This is a genomic window from Geobacter sp. (genome assembly GCA_009684525.1).
Lineage (GTDB): Bacteria > Desulfobacterota > Desulfuromonadia > Geobacterales > DSM-12255 > Geoanaerobacter.
This window is the reverse complement of sequence record WKKR01000002.1, coordinates 1035419-1055858: the sequence shown is the minus strand read 5'-3', so window position 1 is coordinate 1055858 and position 20440 is coordinate 1035419. Positions and strand designations below refer to the sequence as shown.

Here is a 20440-nt window from a genome sequence, read left to right as displayed (position 1 = left end):
TCTTAAAGTTGTATTGACCTTAACCTCAACCTAAACACTGAATTATGGCATTGCCCATTTCTGTAGTATTCACCAGCTTCTCCCCAGGCCTGTTCTGGTAAATATCACGGGTGCGGTACCCCTGGTCGAGCACCCTGGCCACGGCCGTGTCGATGGCGTCCGCCGCGTCGACCATGCCGAAGGAGAACTTGAGCATCATCCCCATGGAAAGGATCTGGGCGATGGGGTTGGCGATCCCCTGGCCGGCGATGTCGGGTGCAGAGCCGCCGGAGGGCTCGTACATGCCGAAGGTCCCCTCGGCCAGCGACGCCGACGGCAGCATCCCCAGCGACCCGGTCAGCATGGCCGCCTCATCGGAAAGGATGTCGCCGAACATGTTCTCGCAGAGCAGCACGTCGAACTGCTTGGGCCAGCGGACCAGCTGCATGGCGGCATTGTCCACGTACATGTGGGAGAGCTCCACATCCGGGTATTCCTTGGCTATGCCGGTGACCACATCGCGCCAGAGCACCGAAGAGGAGAGGACATTGGCCTTGTCGATGGAACAGATCTTTTTCCCCCGCTTGCGAGCGGCCTGGAAGGCGACATGGGTAATCCGCTCGATCTCAGGCACCGAGTAGCGCATGGTGTCGAAGCCGATCCGGTCGCGCCCCTGGCCGTCGATCCCCTTGGGCTCGGCGAAATAGATGCCACCGGTCAGCTCGCGGACGACCAGCACGTTGAAGCCGCCGGCAATGACCTCTTCCTTCAGCGACGACGCCCCGGTGAGGGACGGAAAGATGATGGCAGGCCTCAAGTTGGCGTAGAGGCCGAAGATCTTTCTGAGCGGCAGCAGCGCGCCCCGCTCCGGCTGCTCGTCCGGCGGCAGGGTCTCCCACTTGGGGCCCCCCACGGAACCGAACAGGATGGCGTCCGCGGCCTTGCAGATGGCCACGGTGGTGTCGGGAAGCGCCTTCCCTTCGTTATCGATGCCGGCGCCACCCACATTGGCATGAGTCCGCTCGAACGTAACTTCATACTTCTTTTCCACGGCGTCCAGCACCCTGAGCGCCTCCGCCATCACTTCCGGCCCTATCCCGTCTCCCGGCAGAACCGCTATCTTGTATGTCTTGGCCATCCCATCCCCCCGTCTTCAGATCACTAGAAAATTGAACGATTTTACGGGCTCCCGTCAGCCCTTGTCAATGGAAAAAACAGCGTTTCGCTTCTTCTTCCGCCGCACCCATGGGGAGATCGCAGCCCCCGACTCAGGGCTTTACCACCAGTCCGGCCTTCATCAGGCTCTCGGCGATGGTGAACATATTGGTGACGGCCCCTGCCCTGAGCTTCTCCTTGCAGTGGAAGAAATCGAGGCAGACCCCGCAGGAGAAGACCTCGACCCCGCGGTTGCCAAGCCGCTCCAGGGCGTCGAGCACCTCGGACCCCTCGCTGGTCAGCAGCACCCCGCTATTGACGAAGAAGATCCGGTCGGGAAGCACGTCCAGATCGAGCAGGGTGATGATGAAATTCTTCATCAGGAGCCGGCCCAGTTCGTCCGCCCCCTCCCCCATCCGGTCGGACGAAACGAGCATCACGGTCGGGCCGCTCTTCGCCCCCTTCTCCTCCTCGACCTGTGGCGCCCTTTCACCCGAGCCGATGGTCAATGCATAGCCGCCGTCCACCGGCTCCTCAGCCACCGCGTAGCCACGGTTGACGGCAAAGCGGGTCACATTCTCCCGCGGCGGACCTGCATCGAGCAGTACCCGCACCATTTCGCCGGCAGCTTCCTCCAGAGCCCGTTTCACGCTCACCACCGGCAGCGGACAGGCCATGTTGCGACAATCCAGGGTTTTCATCGGTCACTCCTCCAGGTGTAATATGCAGAGATTCATGTTTCGGTCGGTTCCACGGCCACGTAGGTATCGCCCTGCTTGACGAATATCTCCACCGGCGCCAGGGAGGCATCGACCAGGGCCCGTTCCACCGCTTCGCGGTCACCCGGTGCATAGCGCAGTGCCAGCCCGCAATCCGAGGAAAGGACCCGGGGAGCCGGGATCAGCAGCACGGCAAACCGCAGCCCCTTCAATAGTTTCTCGGCCTTCATCACCCGGTGAATGGAGTGGAACACGGCCACGTAATCGCCATCGGCAACCATTCGCTTACCTCCTCACCGGCCCGGCAGCCGAACCCGGCCAAAGACAGAGGCACTCATGAACCTGGTTCATTGACAAACCCCGCAGAAACAGCATACTATGCCGGAAGAGGTCGACATGAATCCCCTGTACAAACTGCTGGGTGTGACGGTCCTGGCGCTGCTCATCAACCTGCCCTTCGGCTATCTCCGTCAAAACTGCGAGAAATTCACCTTTGCCTGGTATTTCTATGTTCATATCTCCATACCTATCATAATTTATCTGCGGGTCAAAGCAGGTTTCAGCTGGCACTTCATCCCGATCACCCTTGGCAGCGCCTTTGTCGGCCAGTTCCTGGGAGGGACCATCAACAAGAGGATGAAACGGAGTGGCTAGGGGCCGGAAGCGGAAAGGTCGCCCCACCCCGGTCGGCGAGCTGCTCGCGTCGGCCCTCCAGGGGACGCCCGCAGCGCAGCGGCTCCGGGAAGCGGAGATCTGGCGGATCTGGGACGAGGCAGTCGGCCCGCAGATCGCCTCCCGTGCCCAACCGGCGGCCATCCGCAACGGGATCCTCACCGTCACCGTTGCCAGCGCCCCCTGGCTCCAGCAGCTCAATTTCCTCAAGGCCGACCTGCGCGGCAAGCTGAACGCCCTCTTGGGTGAACCGCTGGTCCAGGATATCTACCTGAAGAGCGGCAATCCTGCCCGTCCGGACGCACAGGCCACGCCCCGGCGCCGGCGCAGACAGCGCCGTCTCACCCCGGAAGAAACGGCCCAGATCGACCGGGCCACTGCCGAATTGAGCGATCCCGTCGTCCGCAAGGCACTGGCAACGCTTTTCACTCGCCACCTGGCCAGCGAACCGGCAGGAGACGAATAGCCGCCCCTCCAGTCCTCCAGTCCTCCAGTCCTCCAGTCCTCCAGTCCTCCAGTCCTCCGCCTTTTACCCCCCCAGGATCTCCTCCGCCTCAGCCCCATAGCCGCCATCGTCTCCGTAGATAATGAGTGGCGGTTCCACCGTCAGCTCTCCTTTTCGCCCCTTGACCAGTTCGACAAGAAACATCCGCGCCTCGGCGGCAAGGGTGCCGTGCACCATCCGGAGCCGTGCGGGCGCCAGCTTCAGCTCCCGGCTGGCAGCCATGAATTCGCCCAGCCGCGACGGGTGGTAGATGAAGCAGATGCTGCCGCCGGGCCGCACCAGGTACTTGGCCGCGGAGAGGAAATCGGCGAGACCTGCCGTGGATTCATGGCGGGCCAGGTCGCGGCCGGGACGGGGGCTCACCCGGCCGGTGCCGGGGCGGCGGTAGGGGGGGTTCGACACCACCAGGTCGAAGGAAGAGACGGGAAACCGGCGGCGCAGTTGCAGAATGTCGTCGGCAACGATGTCAACGCGCCCTTCGAGGCTGTTCAGCACCACGTTCCGCGCCGCCAGTGCAGCCATCGGCTGCTGGCTCTCCACCCCGACCGCCCGGCCGATGCCGTAGCGGCGGGCCAGGACCAGCGGCATCACCCCGCAGCCGGCCCCCAGGTCAATGGCGGTCTCCCCAGCGCATTTCGCGGCAAAGGCGCACAAAAGCAGCGGGTCGAGGGAAAAGCGGTAGCCGTCGCGGGGCTGGATCAGCCGGAGCCCGTAGCGCCGCAGCTCGTCGATGGTCTCCTCACCCTTCACCCAGCCTCCGCTGCACAATCATGCGACGCAGTTCCCAGCCGAGAAACGCAATGAATACGGCAAAGGAGGAGAGGGTCAGGTACTTGCCGACCTTGAACGGCCAGGGGTCGAAGAGGAACTCCAGCCGATGGTCGCCGGGCGGCAGGTAGACCCCGCGCAGGACATGGTCCACCGGGACGATCTCTACCTGTTGCCCGTTATCGGTTGCCTTCCAGCCGTGATAGTACTTTTCACCCAGCACCAGCAAGGCCGAAGCACCATTCGAAACGGTCAGCGTTATGTGGTCTCCCGCATAGCCCGTCAACTGGACCGTTCCGGGCGAGAACTGCATGGCCTGGGCAGGTGGCGGCATCGGCAGCGAAGGGGGAGATTCGACGAGCGCCATCCGTCGCGGGTCAAAGACCGGGCTCTGCATCATCGCCAGGAGCTGGTTCGGATCGGCAACCTCCACGACGGACGGGACGAGCCATGCCTTCGGCAGGACGTTCCGGTTTTCGAGGACCACCTGCCTGCCATCGGGGGACTGGTAGACCGGTACGAACCGTTCACCTAATGCCCCTTTTTCAGCCTGGTACTTGGCCGGGTCGTAGATGAGATATTTCAGGTTGATCAGGTCCGGCATGGCCGAGTTGAAGGCGAATGCGTCGAGGAACTCCTGCCAGCGCCGCTGCTGAACAGCATTTGACGTGAACATCACCGGGATCTTGTTGCTGACGAACTGCATCGGGTCGGAACCATCCATCGGCAGCACCCGGTATTCCTTCGGTATCGAGGAGAGAAATTCGATGACCGGGGTGCGAACGCCGCGGACATGTTCGGGGACCTTGATCGTGAACATGAACTTGTCGTCAACCCGCCAGACATCCATGAGAAAGAGCCCTGCCAGGACCAAAAGCAGTATCCTCGCGGACAGCAGGCCCCGGTAGAAGGCAGCGATCGCGGCGCAGCAGAGGAGTGCGACTCCAGCCGCAATGCCGGTTTCCATGACCAGGTTATCCCAGCGTTGCGCAACGAGAAAGTCCCCCTGCTCGAAACGGGTCGGCTGTGCCAGAAGCTCCCTGAACATGGCAATCCAGTGTGACCTGCCGATCGCTTCTGCGGCAACCAGGGCGAGCAACAGAAGAGGTACGGCGGCAATCCCCCACACATATCGCCGGAATGCGGGCGTTCTGCGCAAGTCGGGATCGCGCAGGCAGTCCAGGGCTCGTGCCGCCAGAACCCCCAGCCCCATCACGCTGGCAAACAGCATCATTTTTGGCACACGGAACCGGTTGATCCCCGGGAAATAGTCGAAGAGGAAATTATAGACAGGGGTGTACTTTCCCATGGAAAAGACGATACCCCCGACAACCGCAACCAGCGCAATCCAGGTGTAGCGGTCGCGGCGAAAGAGCAGGGGCAGGGGGAGCAGCAGCCAGGGAAGCAGCCCCATATAACTCACGGTCTGGGTGAAATTCATCCGCCCCCAGTAATAGGCACGGATATTGGTGGGGTTTTCTCCCCCTTCCTGGCGTGAAAGACCGAAAAGACCGGGGATGGCGAAGGCTGCCACCTCTTCGGGGGGCAGCGACCATGACATCGCCTCATCCCTTTCGAGCCCACCCTTCCCTGCATTGGCTCCACTGTAAGCACCCCGGTTGGTATCCTTGGACCAGTTGGCCAGCGGGAACAGGGCAATGGAAACCGTTGTCAGAAAGAAGACCAGTGTCAGCAGGTTCAGGCCCAGCAGGCGGGTCAGCGCACCAGGGGTCTCCTCTTTGCGACGAAGCTGGGCAACGAGGCGGATCAGCGCATAAACGGCGATAGCAAGACAGGTGTAATAGGCGATCTGCCAGTGCGTGTTGAAGAACTGGAAGGCCAGGGTAAAGCCGGTCATGAGGAAAAAGAAGGCACGCCGGGTCCGGAAGCCCTTTTCAAAGAAATAGAATGCCCAGGGCGCATAGGAAATCGTGGCAATCTTCATCACATGACCGGCATTGATCAGTGACGCGTTCTCCGGGGCCACGGCAAAGACAAGCCCCCCCAGAAAAGCGGCCGCACGGCTGGTCCCGATCAGTCGGCAATACGCATAGATGCCGGCGGCACCGAAAAAGAGATGCAGCACGATGCACCAGCTGACACTCATCGGAGGCGGCACCAGCGCAAACAGGAGCTTCAGGTGCAGGAGGAACTGCTGCGAAGCCCCTCCCCCCTCGGCAGTCTGCCCGCTGTTGGTGTAGATGTCCCATCCCGCCGAGGAAAGGTCGATGGAGAGGGCCTTGGCCAGCCCGCCATTGTAGATGTCGACAACACCCCAGTAGAACTCGTTGATGATGTCGGGAGCACGGATGACCTTGTCGGTGAACAGGATCGGCGCAAAGAAGAGAATCAGGAGGACCAGCAGTGCGACAACGGCAAGCAGGTCCTTTTTCCGCTCATTCATGAAAAATCTCCAGACTCGTCGATCCCGGCGTTACCGGAGCCAGCCGCACCAGGATGCACACCCGCACGTATCGGCATCGATCTACCTTTCATCGCAATGACTGACATAGAAGTCGGCAAGCCTGGCCGCATGATCCTTCCAGGCAAAGTGCTCCAGCAGGTAACGCCGGCCGGCAGCACCGAGTTCGGTGCTCCGGGCAGGGTCAAGAAGCAGGGAGACCGCAGCATCGGCCATCTCCCGCCAGTCGTCCGGTTCACAGACGATCCCCGAAACACCCGGTTTTATGTATTCTGCCAGCTGCCCTACCCGGTCGGCAACCACTGCTACCCCGGTCCGCAACAGCTCCGTCAGCTTGGCGGGACACTTGGAACGGTTGATCAGGGTATCGGCAAAGGGGTAGAGGGCCACATCCCCGGCAGCCAGGTACGAAGGGATGTCAGCCGGCTCGATCCATCCCGCCATGACCAGGGCATCGGCAAATCCCATGACATCGCCCACCTCCCTGAGCCTCTCCTCTTCATTGTTGCGCCCCTTGCCCGCGACCAGGAAACGGACACCCGGCACCCGCCGGCAGATATCGGCAAAAAGGAAATGGAGCTTTTCCTGGCTGAACTCGAAGAACCGGGTATAGAGGAGCAGAACAGGCGCATCGGCAGGGATGCCCAGCCGCTGACGAACGGCCTGCCCGTCCCCTCGAGGAACCTCCTCCACGCAGTTCGGCAGGTAGAGCACCCGCTCGGGCTGGATCCCCATCCCCCACGCCTTTGCCTGCAGCGCCCGGCTTGCCACCGAAACCGCGCGGGCCTGCCGGGGTATCCAATCCTCCTGAAACTGGAAGAGCGCCTTTTCCGCAGGGGAATAGGGGTGCAGATCGTTCATGCCGCCGCGCCCTTCCCAATCATCCATGTCGACACAGAGATGCGGCTGGCGCAGCCCCAGGCGACGGGACAGAACGAGCCCCATGGCTGCAAGGCCGCCATATCCCTTGGGCTTGAAGAGATGCACCAGGTCGGGCCCATCAGCCAGTGCTGCCCGGTACATCCGCCAGGCGAGTGTCGGCGCGGTTGCGATGCGCCGCGCCCCCCCCAGCGCGATGTTCCTGACCGTCACGCCCCTGACCGTCTCCACCTCTCCGGAATCCTCGGGATTGGTGTAGGGAGGGGCGACAATGGTCACCCGGTGGCCGAGACGCTGCAGCTCGTCGGCCAGGGGGAGCATCCGGGCGATCAGGGTCCCTTTGGGACGAATGCCGAATGGTGCCAGAAAGACGATCTTCACTCGTTACGCCTCCCGCCCGGCAAGCTCGTGGTACAGCGCATAGTAGTCTTTGATCCGGTTGGCGATGTCGAACCGCTGCCGCGCCAGCTCCCGCCCGGCACTTCCCATCTGCTGCCGCAGCGCAGAGTCGGCCAGCAGGACGTCGATCCGCTCCGCCAGGGCCGGAGAATCGCCCGGCTGCACCAGATAGCCGCAGACCCCGTCGTCCACCACCTCCCGCATCCCTTCCAGGTCGTGGGCGATCACCGGCAGGCCGGCAGCCATTGCCTCGACCAGCACCAAGCCGAACGACTCGCGCCGCGAAGTATGCACCAGAACCGCGCTTTCGGCAAGTACGCCGCCGACATCGTCGGTGGGGGGATGAAAATAGACCCGGCCGGCCAGCTCCGGCTCCCTGGCCCGCTCCCTGAGCCCCTCTGCATATCCCTTGGCCGACAGGCCGACATTGCCGTAGAAGTGGAGTTCCGCCTGCTGCCGCACCAGGGCAAAAGCCTCCAGCAGCAGGTCCTGCCCCTTGCCGGCATTGATGCTGCCGATCATGACCACCCGCGGCACACCAGCGGCACGCCGCTCCGGGAGAGGATCGGGAATGGCGACGGCGTTCAGGAGCAGACGCCGCTGTCGAGCTGCCACGTCGGCATAGTGGTCGGCGCAGGTCTGCGAACAGAAGGCGACGCAGTCGGCCCGGCCGATGACGGCGCGCAGGAGCGGACCGATCCGTGCCGCCAGCTCGTGGAGGTGAAAGACCGTCCGCGCCCCGGCCAGGCTCACCGCAAGGGCGGCCGGCACCAGCTTCGTGCTGTTCAGGTGGACCAGGTCCGCCTGCCGCGCATACCCGATGAGGCGCGGAATGATGAGAAAGCGCTTGAACCGCCAGAAAAAAGGGGTCTGGTCACCGCCGGTATGCACCGTCACCCCCTGCTGGCGCAGCTCCGCAGCGCAGGGGCCGTCGAAGGGGAAGAGGACCACCGGCTCCACCCGGCTCCTGTCGAGGGCGGCAATGACCCGGAGCATGACCGACTGCACCCCGCCGCGGCGGGCATCGTGAATCATATAGAGTACCTTGAGCGGATGACGGGTCATTCGTTCCCCAATTCTATGCTGCTTGGCCATGGTCGTCCCGGCCAGTAACGGAGATTTATCCTCAACCGGTTGCACAGGCCGAGGATCAGCCCGGCCGGGAAAAAGCGCCCGGAACGTATGAGCCCGCAGGTCATGCGGCTGCGGTCGAACTGCGCAGCGCAGTTCTGCTTCAGTGCTGTCTTGAAGCAGGTCCTCCGCCGGTAACGGTCATACTCGTCGCGAAGCCCTGGATCGTCGATCCGTGCGGCATACGCATCGAGGACTGCCAGCAGGTCGGGTAACTCCAGGTTGCGGCGCAGCTCCCTCTCGCTCCCCTGCCCTTCGTGAATCCTATACCGGACAAGGGGACGGGGAATAACCGCCACCCGATGCACGGCTGCTATCCTGAGCCACATCTCGTAATCGCCTGCAGAGCCGAAAGAGCCGCTCGTGTCGAATCCGCCCAGGTCCAGGTAGAGCTGTCTGCGAACCATGACGGACGGCGTGACCAGGACGATCCGGTCGCCGCCGTTGCCGAGAATGGCCCGAAACAGCTCGGGAAACCGGTATGATTCCGCCAGCACGACCCCTTTGGGAAGCGTTACAGGATACTGTTCCCTGCCCGAGCCGTCAATGACTGTCGCCAGCGTCCCGACCAGGCCGACTTTCGGGCTGCGTTCGAGCAGCCCCACGGACTCGGCCACGATGCCGGGATCGTAGAGATCGTCGGCATGATAGATGGCCAGGTAGTCGCCGCGTGCAGACTCTATCAGCCTGTTCCAGTTGGCAAAAGGCCCGCGGTTGCAGTCGCCGGTAAGTAGCCTCCAGCCGTGGCGCTCGGCAAAGGGCCGGGCAATGGCCAGGGTTTCGTCAGTCGAGGCATTGTCGCTGACGATTACCTCGCAGCTGGGCCATGTCTGCGCAGCGATACTCTCCAGGGTTGCCTGGAGGAACCGGGCGCTGTTGAACGTGGGGATGCCGATGGAAACCAGTGGCAGGCTCCGTTTCATCGAGGCCCCCCCCTTTGCAGCAACCCGGAAAGCGGCCTCGGCAGCAGACCTCCCAGAAGGGTCTTCATTTCGGGGGAGAAGCGATGCCACGAAACCGCCAGATAGGCCAGGATCAGCGCGAAATCGGCGAGCAGGCGCAGGACGGTTCCGGGGATGAACCGTTCGGCCAGCAGAACCCCCGCTACTGCCGGGAGCAGATGCATGCATAGCTGAGCCGCCAGCGGCCGCCATTCGAGACGGATTGTCCCCTCCGTGCGTTTGCCTATTTCACGGGGGATGAGCCAGAAGACCGTGCAGAGGGACGCCAGGAAGGTGCCGAGGGCAACGCCGCCCATTCCGAGCACCCGAATGAGGAGGAGCGAGAGGGCAAGGTTGACACCCGCCTCCAGCCAGGAAATCAGCGGCAGATTCCGAACGAGGTTCAGGCTGGTCAACAAGGCGGCATGAGCCCCCACCAGGGAGAGAAGATAGCCGTAGCCTCCGAGGGCACAGACAACCAGCGGTCCGGCATAGGCCGCATGCCCGGCCCAGAGGTCAATGACCGTTTCGGCACAGGCAAGCGAACCGAGCCAGACCAGGCCGCCCAGCACTGAAGAAACCTGGGCGATCTGGTTCCAGGTGCCGTTGATCCAGGATCTGTCTCCTTCGGCCCAGGCCCGCCCATAGTGGGGGGAAATGGCCGGGTTGATGGCGGTGAAGAGAATGAAGGTCATGGTGATCAGCTTGAAGGTCACCTGATAGGGGGTGACGGCTCCGACCCCGAGGAAATGGCTGATCACCAGGTTGTCGGTCTGCCAGACCACCAGGGATGCCAATCCCACCACAAAGAGACGGCCGCCGGAAGCAAGGATCGACCTGCCGGCATATTCCGGATCGCGGGTGGCATCAAGCAGCGGCTGGAGACCCTGAACGAGCAGCTGCCTGGTTTCCCGGTAGCCGAACAGAAAGTGCAGTGCACCGGCCAGGCTGCAGAGCAGAACCAGGGCCCCGCGGGCCAGCGCATACTCGGCCAGGTTCCCTTTGAACAGGATGACCCAGGCCAGGGCAAGGACATAACTGTTGGTGCTGATGGTGTTGTAGAACCGCTCCACATGGACCTTCCGGATCGCAATGAAGCCGGCCAGGAAAGGGGCGAAAAAGAGGTTTGCCAGAAAGAGCACCGCGGTCCAGAAGGCCGCCTGCCGCACTTCATCGGTTATCGCCGGGGGGATCCTGCCCAGTAGAGCCACCCACCCGGAAATGCCGGAGAGGCCGAGGAAGAGCAGCAGCACGGCCGTACTGATCATGCCGAGAAGGAGAAACGAACGGAAGACAATGGCCAGCTGCTGGCGCCGGTCGGCGCTTTTCGCCCCCAGGATCGCACAGGCCGAAGGGATGCCGAAGTTGGTCACCGACAGATAGTTGACAAAGGTCATCACCAGGGCCAGCGCACCGTAACGGTCGGTACCGAAATAGCCGAGGGTCACCGGCACCGCAACCACCGACAGCAGGTTGGTGATCAGGATGTTCAGATACCCCGACGAGGTGCCGAGGAGAATCCCTTTCCGGCGTTCACTCCCCATGGGCACCCCTCGCTCCCTGCAGTGCCCTGCTGCAGGCCCGTGCCCCCCTGAACAGCCATCCCGGCAGGAGCAGCAACGGAAGATCGATCAGCCAGAAGGAGGGAAAGGCGCGGTAGAGTTCCACGAATTCCCGCACCAGGGAAGCATCCACCCGCAGCCCCTTGGCCTTGGCCAGCGGAATGTTTTTCAGATACCCTCCCTTGATGGTCAGGTAGGCTGCCCGGACAATGGCCGGGTCATAGCCGAGGGACGGCATCTCCCGGTAGATCCGCACCAGGTTGAGACCGGTCCTGAGGAAACTGCCGGTCCCTCCCCAACGGCCGATTCCGAACCCCTCCTCAAGCACCAGTTGGGCGACCATCTCCTCGCAGATGACATAGGACGGAAAGCGGGCAAGCGCCTGCACCAGAAATCCGATATGCAGCCAGCCGCTGCCAATGTACTGCCGGAGATCAACCTCCTGCCACGCGCTTCTGCGAAAGATGTTCGAGGAGACCAGTCCGCTCTTGAAACGGCTCTTCCTGAAGAAATCCGATCCGTCGAGGCACAGGCCCGAATCCGTGGTGTTGAGACGGATCGGGTGCCGGGAATCGGCAAAAATGGCAGCCACTGCAGGATGAGCCCGGATCACCTGCAGGACCTTCTCCACTGCCCCAGTTCGACAGATGAGGTCATCGTCGCCGATCAGCCAGACGAAATCGCCCCGAGCCCGCTGCAGGCACAGCTCGACGTTACGATCGAACCCAACATTGGTCTCATTGCTGATCAAACGGATCTGCGGGTGACTGCCGGCGATCTTCCTGACGATCTCTGCAGTCCCGTCGGTCGATGCGTTGTCGCAGACCAGCAGTTCGACCTCGGCCTGCAGTTCCGGCACTATGCTGGCAATGCAGCGGGAGATGGTCCGCCCCCCGTTGTAGGTCGGGATGGCAATGGTCAGGAGCAAATCGTCACCCATGCACAATCCCCGTAAGTAGCGTCTCGGCAAAGCAGTCACATGAAAACGGCCATGCGCGCCTGCTGGTCAGAAAATCCTCAATGGCATCGAGATAGCCGAGATACCGTTCGTCCGTCATCTCCGTCAAATAGGCATAAAGGGAAGGATAATCGTCAAACCGGCGCAGGTCGATGAAACATTCCGTCGGAATGTGCGCCGCCACGTTGTCCGCTCCCCGGTAAACCGGAACGGTGCCGGCAAAGAAGGCATCGAACAGCTTCTCGGTTATATAACCCGGCACATCGCTGATGTTTTCATAACAGAGTGCAAAGCGGTACAACCCCATGACATCCCGCTTGCGTTCAACTACCCCCTGCCACGACGGGAACAGCGGCTTCCCCAGTCTCCTGAGCCGGCTGCAGCGACTGGCGAGGGCGCGGGGGAACCCTGCCCCGATTGTGCCGATATCCCAGCCGATCCCGTAAAGGTCGAAATCGGTCGGATGGTTCCGCTCAAACCAGTGGATGGCGGTCAGGCGCTCGGTGTAGAGTTCCTGTGGATGCGACGATCGCTTGTTACCCGCTATGGTCAGACAGAGCCTCTTCTTACAAGCGAGGTCGTGCGGCACCCTGTCGGGGAGATCGAAGGCGTAGTTGATCTTGAGATAGCGGCTGCCGTCCACCAGGGAATCATCATAGGTAAAGATAGATCTGAACCGTTCATGGCAGGCAACGTGGCGACTGTGGGGAGACGCCAACGGGCTTTCGAGCACCAGGAGATAGAGCGGCCTGCCACTCTCGATGGCATGCCGAAATGCTTTGTCATTCCGGGCAGGCATGTCGATGAATACGTAGGCGTCTATCTGACCGGGCTCCAGTACTGCCGTTGTGGCAACGGTGATCCCCTGCTGCGCGGCCTTCTCCCTCAATACGCCGAACGGCACCAGCAGGTCGTCGCCGATGGGCGCCTGACGGGCCTCGAACAATCGGTTGTCCCGGTTGAGCTCTTCATAGAGATTATGGAAGGCGATGGTGGAAACGGCCATGGTCAGAATCTGCGGAATACGCAGTCGAACTGGGCGAGCTTCCAGGGACCACGTCCGGCATGGGCGACGTCGTAAATCTCGGCAGGAGCGAATCCATACTCGTGAAGGAGTTGAAAGAGCCTGAGATACTCGGCATCTTCACGACGTTGACGGACAAAGGATATCTCCATAATCACCGCATCGACCAAATTCGAGAAGGTATCTCTCCCCCCCCGCAGGACCTGCAGTTCCACCCCTTCCACATCGATCTTGACGAGGTCGATATGTTCGATCCGTTCTCGAGCCATAAAATCGTCCAGACGCATCAAAGGGATCTGCTCTGAGCCAACCGTTGCAATGTGTGGGTTCAAACGCAGATACTCCTCACCGGGCGGTACCATCGAATTGGCTCCATGCGAAGTGGCAACGTGAAGCGTCCCCACGGTTTCCTCATCGAAAAAACCGAGCCGGTGGGGGCGAAAGCGATCACTCAGGCCAGCCCGGGCAACATTCGCCACCAGCCTCTCATAGGTCTCGCTGCACGGTTCAAACGCATGAACAGTGGCCTGGGGAAAGTAATGCAACATATAGCAGCTGACATCTCCCACATTTGCACCGATGTCAAAGACCATCTTGAGGTTACGTTCCATGCGGGCCAATATCGGGCCAATACCGGGGCGGCCGGGCTGCAGCAGATCAAGGAGAGTCTTGCGCCACCCGTAGGGGATCAGCCCTTTGAGTGCGGCGGCACTTACACTCATTCAGGCACCTCTCCCTCGTCCACCAGGTCGATCAGCATGGCTTCGGCCAGTTCCTTGCGGTCGAGGTGAGGCGACATGTCCTCGATGGGGCGGTTCACCACCAGTTTCGGATTGACGCAGGAGTTCTGCTCCAGCTTCACCTCAACAAAGGCGGGGCCGTCCAGGGCCAGGGCCTCGTCGAGCACCGCGGCAGCCCCCTCCAGGGAGTCGATGGAAAAGGCGGGCAGGCCGTAGGCCCCGGCCACCTTCACCAGGTCGGGACAACCGTAGCCGATCACCGTGGACTGGCGCCGTCCGCCGAAGTACATGTCCTGGAACTGACGGACCATGCCGAGACAGTTGTTGTTGAGGACGATCACCTTCACCGGCAGACGGTGCGAAACGATCACCTCCAGGTCCTGGATGTTGACCTGGATACCGCCGTCGCCGGCAATGGCGATGGCGCGGCCGCCTGTGGCCTTGGCCGCGCCGAGTGCGGCGGGCAGGGCAAAGCCCATGGCCCCCATCCCCCCGGAGATGAGCATCCGCTGCCCTTTCTTGAGCCGGAACGACTGGCCAGCCCACATCTGGTTCTGGCCGACGTCGAGGCAGATCGCATCCCCTTCGCCCGAGCGGTCGGCAAGGATTTCCATGAAACGGTTCGGGTCGATGCCGGGGAACTCCGCCGGGTCGGCAAGGGTTGGGTACTGTTCGCGGTAGCGGTTGATGACCCCGTACCACGCCGTCAGGTCGGTCCGGGCAGCTGCAGCCGTTTCCCGGTTGAGCGCATCGAGAAACGCGCGGACATCGGCGCGGATGGCCAGGTCGACCCGCACCTTGGCATTCAGCTCGTGGGGGTCGATGTCCACGTGGACCCTGGTGGCGGCACGGGCAAAGGTATCCGGACGGGTGCCGGTCTGGCGGCTGTCCAGCCGCGCCCCCAGGATCAGCAGCAGGTCGCTGTTGGCCAGGGTCATGTTGCTGTAGCGGTTGCCGTAGGCGCCGATCATGCCGAAAAAGGCGGGGCTGTCATGGGGTATGACGTCCAGGCCGAGCAGGGTGCTGACCACCGGGATGCCGGTACGCTCCACCAGCGCCTGCAGCGCCTCTGCTCCCCCGGCGGTCCTCACACCGCCGCCGGCAAGGATCACCGGCCGCTTCGCCTGGCCGATCAGCCCGGCTACCTGCCGCACCTGGACAGGATCGACGGCAGGAACGGTCGCGAGCGCCGCATGTTCTTCGCTGCCCAGGAAACCGGGCAGGTCAGCGGGATCGATCTGGGCCCGCTGGATGTTCATCGGGATGTCGAGCAGCACCGGGCCGGGCCGGCCGCTTCGGGCAAGCCAGATCGCCTTTTCCAGGTGGTAGCGGATCGACTCCGGCTCGGTCACCAGCACCGCATACTTGGTGAGCGGCGTAACGACACTGACAATATCGGTCTCCTGGAAACCGATCTGCCGGACCGGGCGGTCGAACTTGTACTCGTAGGTATTGACCTGGCCGGTGATGAAGAGACAGGGGACCGAATCGAACCAGCAGCTGCCGATGCCGGTGACCATGTTCAGTGCGCCGGGGCCGCTGGTGGCCATGGCCACCCCGAGCCGGCCGTTGATGCGGGCATAGGCCTCGGCGGCAAAGGCGCCGGTCTGTTCGTGGTGCACCGAAACGCACGCCATGTCGGAGCGATGATAGATGGAATCGATCAGGTGCGTGATGGCACCGCCGATGAATTCGAAGACATGGGCCACACCCTCTTTGGCGATGCATTCGATGACGTAATCGGATAGTTTCATTATTTCCTCCGGTAGAGATGCAGATGCTGGCTCAGCCACGCCACAGTCCTGGCAAGCCCTTCGTGCAGGGGTACCTGCGGTTCCCAACCGAGCTGGTCACGAGCCCTGGCAATATCGGCAACCCAGTGGGTCGGCTCCGGCCGTGCTGCTGCACGCTCGCCCCAGAGCGATCTGATTCCGGTGCCGGCAAGTTGTTCCAGCTCTGCAACCACCTCGCCGATGGAGCTCTGACGGCCGCTCCCCACGTTGTAGATACCGGCAGCCGGTTGGGCTCTCCCCTCGACAAGCATCATGTAGCAGTCGAGCACATCGTCGATATAGACATAGTCGCGAACCGAATCGGGAGAGGCAAGGTGTGGCGGTTCACCGGTCAGCAGGGCAGCCGCGGCATAGGGAATCAGCCGTCGGGGATCGTCCCAGGGCCCATAGGGAGAAAACAGACGGAGCGTAACCACCGGCACGCCTCTCGTTGCGGCCTCCGACTGGCAGAAGAGCGTGGCTGCAAGCTTGGTCACGCCGTAGTCCCCCACCGGTTCGGGCAGGGTGTCCTCCCGCAGGGGGTGATTCTTCGGCCCGTATTCGGAAGAGCTGCCGGTGTTGATAATCAGCCTGACGCCACTCTTTTCACAGCTTCGCACCAGGTTCATGGTACCCAGCAGGTTTGCCTCGACGATATCCCGGCTTTCCTGCTGGGTGGCGAACCCTCCATAGGTGGCCAGATGGCATACTACTTCGGGTTCGATGGCCGCAACGCACGATGCCACCATGGCAGCGTCCCGAAGGTCGCAGCCATGCTCGGTCAGGCGTCCGGCAAGGTCGGCTATCCGCCAGCGGTTGGAGTCGTGACGGGTCATGATGTGGAGATCATACCCCGTCTCCACCAGACGGCGCGTCAGGCAGGCCCCGACAAAACCGGTAGCTCCGGTTATCAGCACCCTCATCGAGCGCAGAACTCGCGGATCTGCTGTACCATGAACTCCAGCATCTCCTCGCTCATCCCCGGATAGACCCCGATCCAGAAGGTATCGCGCATGATCCGGTCGGTAACCGGAAGACCGGAAGACCGGAGGGTCGGAAGATCGGCGGCAGGCGTGTTCGGGACGACCCGGTAGCCTTTGCCGCTCTGCCGCATCTCGTCAAAGCAGGGGTGCTTGATCAGGTTGCCGGCAAAGAGCATCCGTGTCTGGATACCCTTGCGCTCCAGGTGGGCGACGATCTGGTCGCGGGAAAATCCCGCTTCCTCGCGCACCGTGAGCAGGAATCCGAACCAGGAGGGGTCGCTGTCCGCTGTTGGCTCGGGGAGGACGAAGCGCTCTTCGAGACCAGCCAGCCCGTTGCGCAGCGTTCGCCAGTTCCGTCTGCGCGCCTCGACAAAGCCGGGGAGCTTTTCCAGCTGGGCGCATCCCACGGCCGCCTGCATGTCGGTCACCTTCAGGTTGTAGCCGAAATGGGAGTAGACGTACTTGTGGTCGTAGCCGGCCGGCAGCTCGCCGAACTGCTGGCCGAAGCGGTTGCCGCAGGTATTGTCGCGGCCGGACGGACACCAGCAGTCGCGGCCCCAGTCACGAAAGGACTCCACCAGTCGCTTCAGGGTGGTGTCGTCGGAGTAGACCGCCCCCCCCTCCCCCATGGTCATGTGGTGCGGAGGGTAGAAACTGGAGGTCCCCAGGTGGCCGATACTGCCGGTGAGGCGCCAGGTGCCGTTCAGGCAGTAGCGTGAGCCGAGGGCGTCGCAGTTGTCCTCGATCAGCCAGAGGTCGTGACGGTCGCAGAACGCCTTGACCGTTGCCAGGTCAAAGGGGTTGCCCAGGGTATGGGCCACCATCACCGCCCTGGTCCGCGGCGACACCGCCGCCTCCAGCTGCGTCGTGTCGATGTTGTAGGTGGGGAGCGCCACATCGACGAAGACCGGCACGGCCCCGTACTGGATGATCGGGGCAACGGTGGTGGGGAACCCGGCAGCCACGGTGATCACCTCGTCTCCCGGCATGATCCGCCGCTCCTTCAGCTTGGGGGAGGTGAGGGCCATGAAGGCGAGCAGGTTGGCCGAGGAGCCGGAATTGGTCAGGGAACAGTGCGCTACGCCGATGAAAGCGGCAAACTCCCGCTCGAACCGCTCGGCATAGCGGCCGGTGGTGAGCCAGAAATCGAGCGACGAATCGACCAGCGCGGCAACCTCCCGCTCGTCGAAAACGCGGCCGCCATAGGCAATGCGGTCACCCGGCTGGAATGATTTCTGCGGGGCGTGGCGAAACCGGTAGTAGGCAATGGCCGCGGCTATCGCCTGTTCGCGCAGTTCGGCCTCCTGTTTTACATTCTCATGCATGTCGGATCTCCATAGGCAGTAATCTGGGCGAGACAGGCCTGGCGCAGGTCGCCGCCGTCCCGGTAGGTCTTGGTCCAGGCAATGATGCTCTCCAGCGCCGATTCCAACGACCAGCGGGGCGACCAGCCCAGTTCTGCGCGAGCCATGGAGCAGTCGAGCCTTAAGTAATGCGCCTCGTGCGGGTGCTCCCCCTGGTCGATCAGGAACGAGGCCCCCTCGCCCCAGCGTTGACAGAGCCGGTCGACGATCCATCCCACCGGACGGGCGTCCCGCTCTTCCGGACCGAAATTCCAGCCCGAGGCGAAACGGATTCCCTCTTCGCAGAGGCGCTGCGCCAGCAGCAGATAGCCGGAGAGCGGCTCCAGCACATGCTGCCATGGCCGGATCGCATGGGGATTGCGGATCTGCACCGGCTCACCGGCAAGGATGGCGCGGACAATATCGGGCACCAGGCGGTCGGTGGCCCAGTCGCCGCCGCCGATCACGTTACCGGCCCGTGCCGAGGCGACTGCCACGCCGTGCCGGTCATAGTCGGCCGGATTGAAATAGGAGGAGCGGTAGGCGGCGGTCACCAGCTCTGAGCACCCCTTGCTGTTGGAATAGGGGTCATAGCCGCCGAACGGCTCGTTCTCCCGGTAGCCCCACGCCCATTCCCGGTTCTCGTAGACCTTGTCGGTGGTGACGTTCACCACGGCCCGCACGCTCGGGCAGGAGCGAACCGCCTCCAGCAGATGCACCGTGCCCATGACGTTTATGGCATAGGTCTCCACCGGGATCTTGTAGGAATCCCGCACCAGCGGCTGGGCAGCCATGTGAATGACGATCTCCGGCTTTGCCCGCTCCATCTCGACCGCAAGACGCTCCGGGTCGCGCACGTCGGCGATCACCGAGGTCACCAGCTCGCCGATGCGCGCCAGCTCGAACAGGCTCGGCTCGGTGGGGGGCTCCAGGGCGTAGCCGGTCACCTCGGCACCCAGGCTATGGAGCCAGAGGGAAAGCCACGCCCCCTTGAAGCCGGTATGGCCGGTGAGAAAGATTTTTTTGCCTCTCCAGAAGCCGTTGTCGTTCATTGTACCGCCCCCGAGCCCATTTCCCGTCACCAGAGTTTCCACGGCGCAGCCCCCTCTTTCCAGAGGTCTTCCAGATGCATCTTGTCGCGTAGGGTATCCATCGGCTGCCAGAAGCCGTGGTGCTTGTAGGCCATCAGCTCGCCATCCCCGGCCAGCCGCTCCAGCGGTTCCTTTTCCAGAACCATGGCATCACCATCCAGATAACCGAGCACCTCTGGCTGCATGACGAAGAAGCCGGCATTGATCCAGTGCCCGTCCCCCTTGGGCTTTTCCTGGAAACTCATGACCCGGTCGTCGTTCCCCAGGTTGAGCGCGCCGAACTTGCCGCTCGGCTGGGTGGTGGTCACGGTGGCAAGCCGTCCGTTCGCACGGTGGAACGCCACCAGTTCGGCGATGTTCACGTCACCGACCCCGTCGCCATAGGTAAGCATGAACGGCTCCCCGTCCAGATAGGGGGCCACCCGCTTCACCCGGCCGCCGGTCATGGTCTCCAGACCCGTATCCACCAGGGTCACCCGCCAGGGCTCGGCCGTGTGGCTATGGACGATGCGCCGGTTTTCATCGCGGAAATCGAAGGTCACGTCCGATTCGTGGAGGAAATAGTGGGCAAAGTATTCCTTGATGCAGTACCCCTTGTAGCCCAGGCAGATCACGAAGTCGTTGAAGCCGTAGCTGGAGTAGATCTTCATGATGTGCCAGAGGATCGGCCGGCCGCCGATCTCGATCATCGGCTTCGGCTTCAGGTGCGACTCTTCGCTGATCCTGGTGCCGAAACCGCCGGCAAGGATGACCACTTTCATCGTGTAACCTCCTGTTGGGCCGCACCGGGCGCCCGGAGCAATGCCGGGTCGACCCCCCTGTGCAGCAGTTCATTGCGTAAATCCCCGCCACGCTTCAGTGACGTCACCACAATACAGCCGACATCCAGGAGCAGGGCATCTGCCAGACTCAGTACCGGCAGGCCGAAAAAGGTCTCTCCGGCATGCTCGTCATCCATGACCCGGCAGAGCTGCAGACCGGTTCCCTGGATCGACAGGTAGGCGATCTCGGCCACCTCGTCGACACCGCAGAATGCCACCGTTCTTACCCCTGCAGCGAACAGCTCCTGGAACAGCTGCTGATAATCCTGGCGGGCGATGGTGTAGAGGCTGGTGAAATAGCTCAGATGCTCGTAGGCAAGGCGGCTTTTTTCCGCAACACCGGTCGGCGTAAGGAGATACGCGTAGCGGTTGCGCGGGAAATTCTTGATCCGGATGAAACCTTTGGAGACGAGGTTCTTCAGGTAGGAATTGACCAGGCCGAGGGCGATCCCCAGGCGCCGGGACAGCTCCCGCTGGGAGATCTCCCGTTCATGGTCGATTTCGGACAATAACTGCAGGGTTTTGTAGGTATCGAGCGACTTTTGATCGGCAGCGTTCATATCGTGAACGGTACCG

General features: G+C 62.5%; 20 protein-coding genes. 2 read left to right on the top strand and 18 right to left on the bottom strand.

The window, feature by feature from the left end; all coding sequences use genetic code 11:
- Positions 1–25: 25 nt before the first annotated feature.
- From leuB to GJT30_10785, 3 genes are all read right to left on the bottom strand, one after another.
- Positions 26–1117, bottom strand: a complete 1092-nt coding sequence (gene leuB, locus GJT30_10795) for a 3-isopropylmalate dehydrogenase (GenBank protein MSM40095.1) — start codon at positions 1115–1117, stop codon at positions 26–28.
- Positions 1118–1247: 130 nt separating this feature from the next.
- Positions 1248–1835, bottom strand: coding sequence for a sulfurtransferase-like selenium metabolism protein YedF (gene yedF, locus GJT30_10790; GenBank protein MSM40094.1), 588 nt, complete (start codon positions 1833–1835; stop codon positions 1248–1250).
- Positions 1836–1867: 32 nt separating this feature from the next.
- Positions 1868–2134, bottom strand: coding sequence for a DUF3343 domain-containing protein (locus tag GJT30_10785; GenBank protein ID MSM40093.1), 267 nt, complete (start codon positions 2132–2134; stop codon positions 1868–1870).
- A gap of 115 nt (positions 2135–2249) precedes the next feature.
- Here GJT30_10785 and GJT30_10780 point away from each other — a divergent pair, with 115 nt between their 5' ends.
- Positions 2250–2507 carry a hypothetical protein gene (locus GJT30_10780; GenBank protein ID MSM40092.1) on the top strand — a complete coding sequence of 86 codons (258 nt, stop codon included), beginning with the start codon at positions 2250–2252 and terminating at the stop codon, positions 2505–2507.
- Entirely contained in the window at positions 2500–2991 is a 492-nt protein-coding gene (locus tag GJT30_10775) for a DUF721 domain-containing protein (GenBank protein ID MSM40091.1), read from the top strand. Before GJT30_10780 ends, GJT30_10775 begins: the two co-directional genes overlap by 8 nt.
- A 63-nt stretch (positions 2992–3054) precedes the next feature.
- Here GJT30_10775 and GJT30_10770 read toward each other — a convergent pair whose 3' ends face one another.
- From GJT30_10770 to GJT30_10700, 15 genes are all read right to left on the bottom strand, one after another.
- The gene (locus GJT30_10770; protein ID MSM40090.1) at positions 3055–3780 is read right to left on the bottom strand and encodes a methyltransferase; all 726 of its coding nucleotides are present in this window, start codon (positions 3778–3780) and stop codon (positions 3055–3057) included.
- On the bottom strand, positions 3770–6202 hold the full coding sequence (locus GJT30_10765; GenBank protein MSM40089.1) for a hypothetical protein: 2433 nt from the start codon (positions 6200–6202) through the stop codon (positions 3770–3772). The genes GJT30_10770 and GJT30_10765 overlap by 11 nt, the downstream gene beginning before the upstream one ends.
- 81 nt (positions 6203–6283) lie before the next feature.
- Positions 6284–7480, bottom strand: coding sequence for a glycosyltransferase (locus GJT30_10760; GenBank protein MSM40088.1), 1197 nt, complete (start codon positions 7478–7480; stop codon positions 6284–6286).
- 3 nt (positions 7481–7483) lie between these two features.
- Positions 7484–8593: a glycosyltransferase gene (locus tag GJT30_10755; protein MSM40087.1), complete on the bottom strand. Its 1110-nt coding sequence runs from the start codon at positions 8591–8593 to the stop codon at positions 7484–7486.
- Positions 8560–9783: a glycosyltransferase gene (locus tag GJT30_10750; GenBank protein ID MSM40086.1), complete on the bottom strand. Its 1224-nt coding sequence runs from the start codon at positions 9781–9783 to the stop codon at positions 8560–8562. The genes GJT30_10755 and GJT30_10750 overlap by 34 nt, the downstream gene beginning before the upstream one ends.
- The gene (locus GJT30_10745) at positions 9549–11114 is read right to left on the bottom strand and encodes an oligosaccharide flippase family protein (protein ID MSM40085.1); all 1566 of its coding nucleotides are present in this window, start codon (positions 11112–11114) and stop codon (positions 9549–9551) included. The genes GJT30_10750 and GJT30_10745 overlap by 235 nt, the downstream gene beginning before the upstream one ends.
- Entirely contained in the window at positions 11104–12072 is a 969-nt protein-coding gene (locus tag GJT30_10740; protein ID MSM40084.1) for a glycosyltransferase, read from the bottom strand. The genes GJT30_10745 and GJT30_10740 overlap by 11 nt, the downstream gene beginning before the upstream one ends.
- Positions 12065–12889, bottom strand: coding sequence for a hypothetical protein (locus tag GJT30_10735; GenBank protein ID MSM40083.1), 825 nt, complete (start codon positions 12887–12889; stop codon positions 12065–12067). The genes GJT30_10740 and GJT30_10735 overlap by 8 nt, the downstream gene beginning before the upstream one ends.
- A 209-nt stretch (positions 12890–13098) precedes the next feature.
- Complete coding sequence (locus GJT30_10730) at positions 13099–13836, bottom strand: FkbM family methyltransferase (GenBank protein ID MSM40082.1); 738 nt, start codon at positions 13834–13836, stop codon at positions 13099–13101.
- On the bottom strand, positions 13833–15608 hold the full coding sequence (locus GJT30_10725) for a thiamine pyrophosphate-binding protein (protein ID MSM40081.1): 1776 nt from the start codon (positions 15606–15608) through the stop codon (positions 13833–13835). The genes GJT30_10730 and GJT30_10725 overlap by 4 nt, the downstream gene beginning before the upstream one ends.
- A complete protein-coding gene (locus GJT30_10720) occupies positions 15608–16549 on the bottom strand; it encodes an NAD-dependent epimerase/dehydratase family protein (GenBank protein ID MSM40080.1) in 942 nt (313 codons plus the stop codon). Before GJT30_10720 ends, GJT30_10725 begins: the two co-directional genes overlap by 1 nt.
- On the bottom strand, positions 16546–17934 hold the full coding sequence (rfbH, locus tag GJT30_10715) for a lipopolysaccharide biosynthesis protein RfbH (GenBank protein ID MSM40079.1): 1389 nt from the start codon (positions 17932–17934) through the stop codon (positions 16546–16548). The genes GJT30_10720 and rfbH overlap by 4 nt, the downstream gene beginning before the upstream one ends.
- Complete coding sequence (rfbG, locus tag GJT30_10710; protein MSM40078.1) at positions 17919–19004, bottom strand: CDP-glucose 4,6-dehydratase; 1086 nt, start codon at positions 19002–19004, stop codon at positions 17919–17921. Before rfbG ends, rfbH begins: the two co-directional genes overlap by 16 nt.
- Positions 19005–19030: 26 nt before the next feature.
- On the bottom strand, positions 19031–19804 hold the full coding sequence (gene rfbF / locus GJT30_10705; GenBank protein ID MSM40077.1) for a glucose-1-phosphate cytidylyltransferase: 774 nt from the start codon (positions 19802–19804) through the stop codon (positions 19031–19033).
- Positions 19801–20424, bottom strand: a complete 624-nt coding sequence (locus GJT30_10700; protein MSM40076.1) for a winged helix-turn-helix transcriptional regulator — start codon at positions 20422–20424, stop codon at positions 19801–19803. Before GJT30_10700 ends, rfbF begins: the two co-directional genes overlap by 4 nt.
- Positions 20425–20440: the final 16 nt, after the last annotated feature.

Excerpts from the sequence above, each read along its gene's own strand:
- leuB (MSM40095.1), bottom strand. The coding sequence starts at position 1,117 with ATGGCCAAGACATACAAGATAGCGGTTCTGCCGGGAGACGGGATAGGG.
- yedF (MSM40094.1), bottom strand. The coding sequence starts at position 1,835 with ATGAAAACCCTGGATTGTCGCAACATGGCCTGTCCGCTGCCGGTGGTG.
- GJT30_10785 (MSM40093.1), bottom strand. The coding sequence starts at position 2,134 with ATGGTTGCCGATGGCGATTACGTGGCCGTGTTCCACTCCATTCACCGG.
- GJT30_10780 (MSM40092.1), top strand. The coding sequence starts at position 2,250 with ATGAATCCCCTGTACAAACTGCTGGGTGTGACGGTCCTGGCGCTGCTC.
- GJT30_10765 (MSM40089.1), bottom strand. The coding sequence starts at position 6,202 with ATGAATGAGCGGAAAAAGGACCTGCTTGCCGTTGTCGCACTGCTGGTC.
- GJT30_10755 (MSM40087.1), bottom strand. The coding sequence starts at position 8,593 with ATGGCCAAGCAGCATAGAATTGGGGAACGAATGACCCGTCATCCGCTC.
- GJT30_10750 (MSM40086.1), bottom strand. The coding sequence starts at position 9,783 with ATGGCGGCCGCTGGCGGCTCAGCTATGCATGCATCTGCTCCCGGCAGT.
- GJT30_10745 (MSM40085.1), bottom strand. The coding sequence starts at position 11,114 with ATGGGGAGTGAACGCCGGAAAGGGATTCTCCTCGGCACCTCGTCGGGG.
- GJT30_10740 (MSM40084.1), bottom strand. The coding sequence starts at position 12,072 with ATGGGTGACGATTTGCTCCTGACCATTGCCATCCCGACCTACAACGGG.
- GJT30_10735 (MSM40083.1), bottom strand. The coding sequence starts at position 12,889 with ATGCCTGCCCGGAATGACAAAGCATTTCGGCATGCCATCGAGAGTGGC.
- GJT30_10730 (MSM40082.1), bottom strand. The coding sequence starts at position 13,836 with ATGAGTGTAAGTGCCGCCGCACTCAAAGGGCTGATCCCCTACGGGTGG.
- GJT30_10725 (MSM40081.1), bottom strand. The coding sequence starts at position 15,608 with ATGAAACTATCCGATTACGTCATCGAATGCATCGCCAAAGAGGGTGTG.
- GJT30_10720 (MSM40080.1), bottom strand. The coding sequence starts at position 16,549 with ATGAGGGTGCTGATAACCGGAGCTACCGGTTTTGTCGGGGCCTGCCTG.
- rfbH (MSM40079.1), bottom strand. The coding sequence starts at position 17,934 with ATGCATGAGAATGTAAAACAGGAGGCCGAACTGCGCGAACAGGCGATA.
- rfbG (MSM40078.1), bottom strand. The coding sequence starts at position 19,004 with ATGAACGACAACGGCTTCTGGAGAGGCAAAAAAATCTTTCTCACCGGC.
- rfbF (MSM40077.1), bottom strand. The coding sequence starts at position 19,804 with ATGAAAGTGGTCATCCTTGCCGGCGGTTTCGGCACCAGGATCAGCGAA.
- GJT30_10700 (MSM40076.1), bottom strand. The coding sequence starts at position 20,424 with ATGAACGCTGCCGATCAAAAGTCGCTCGATACCTACAAAACCCTGCAG.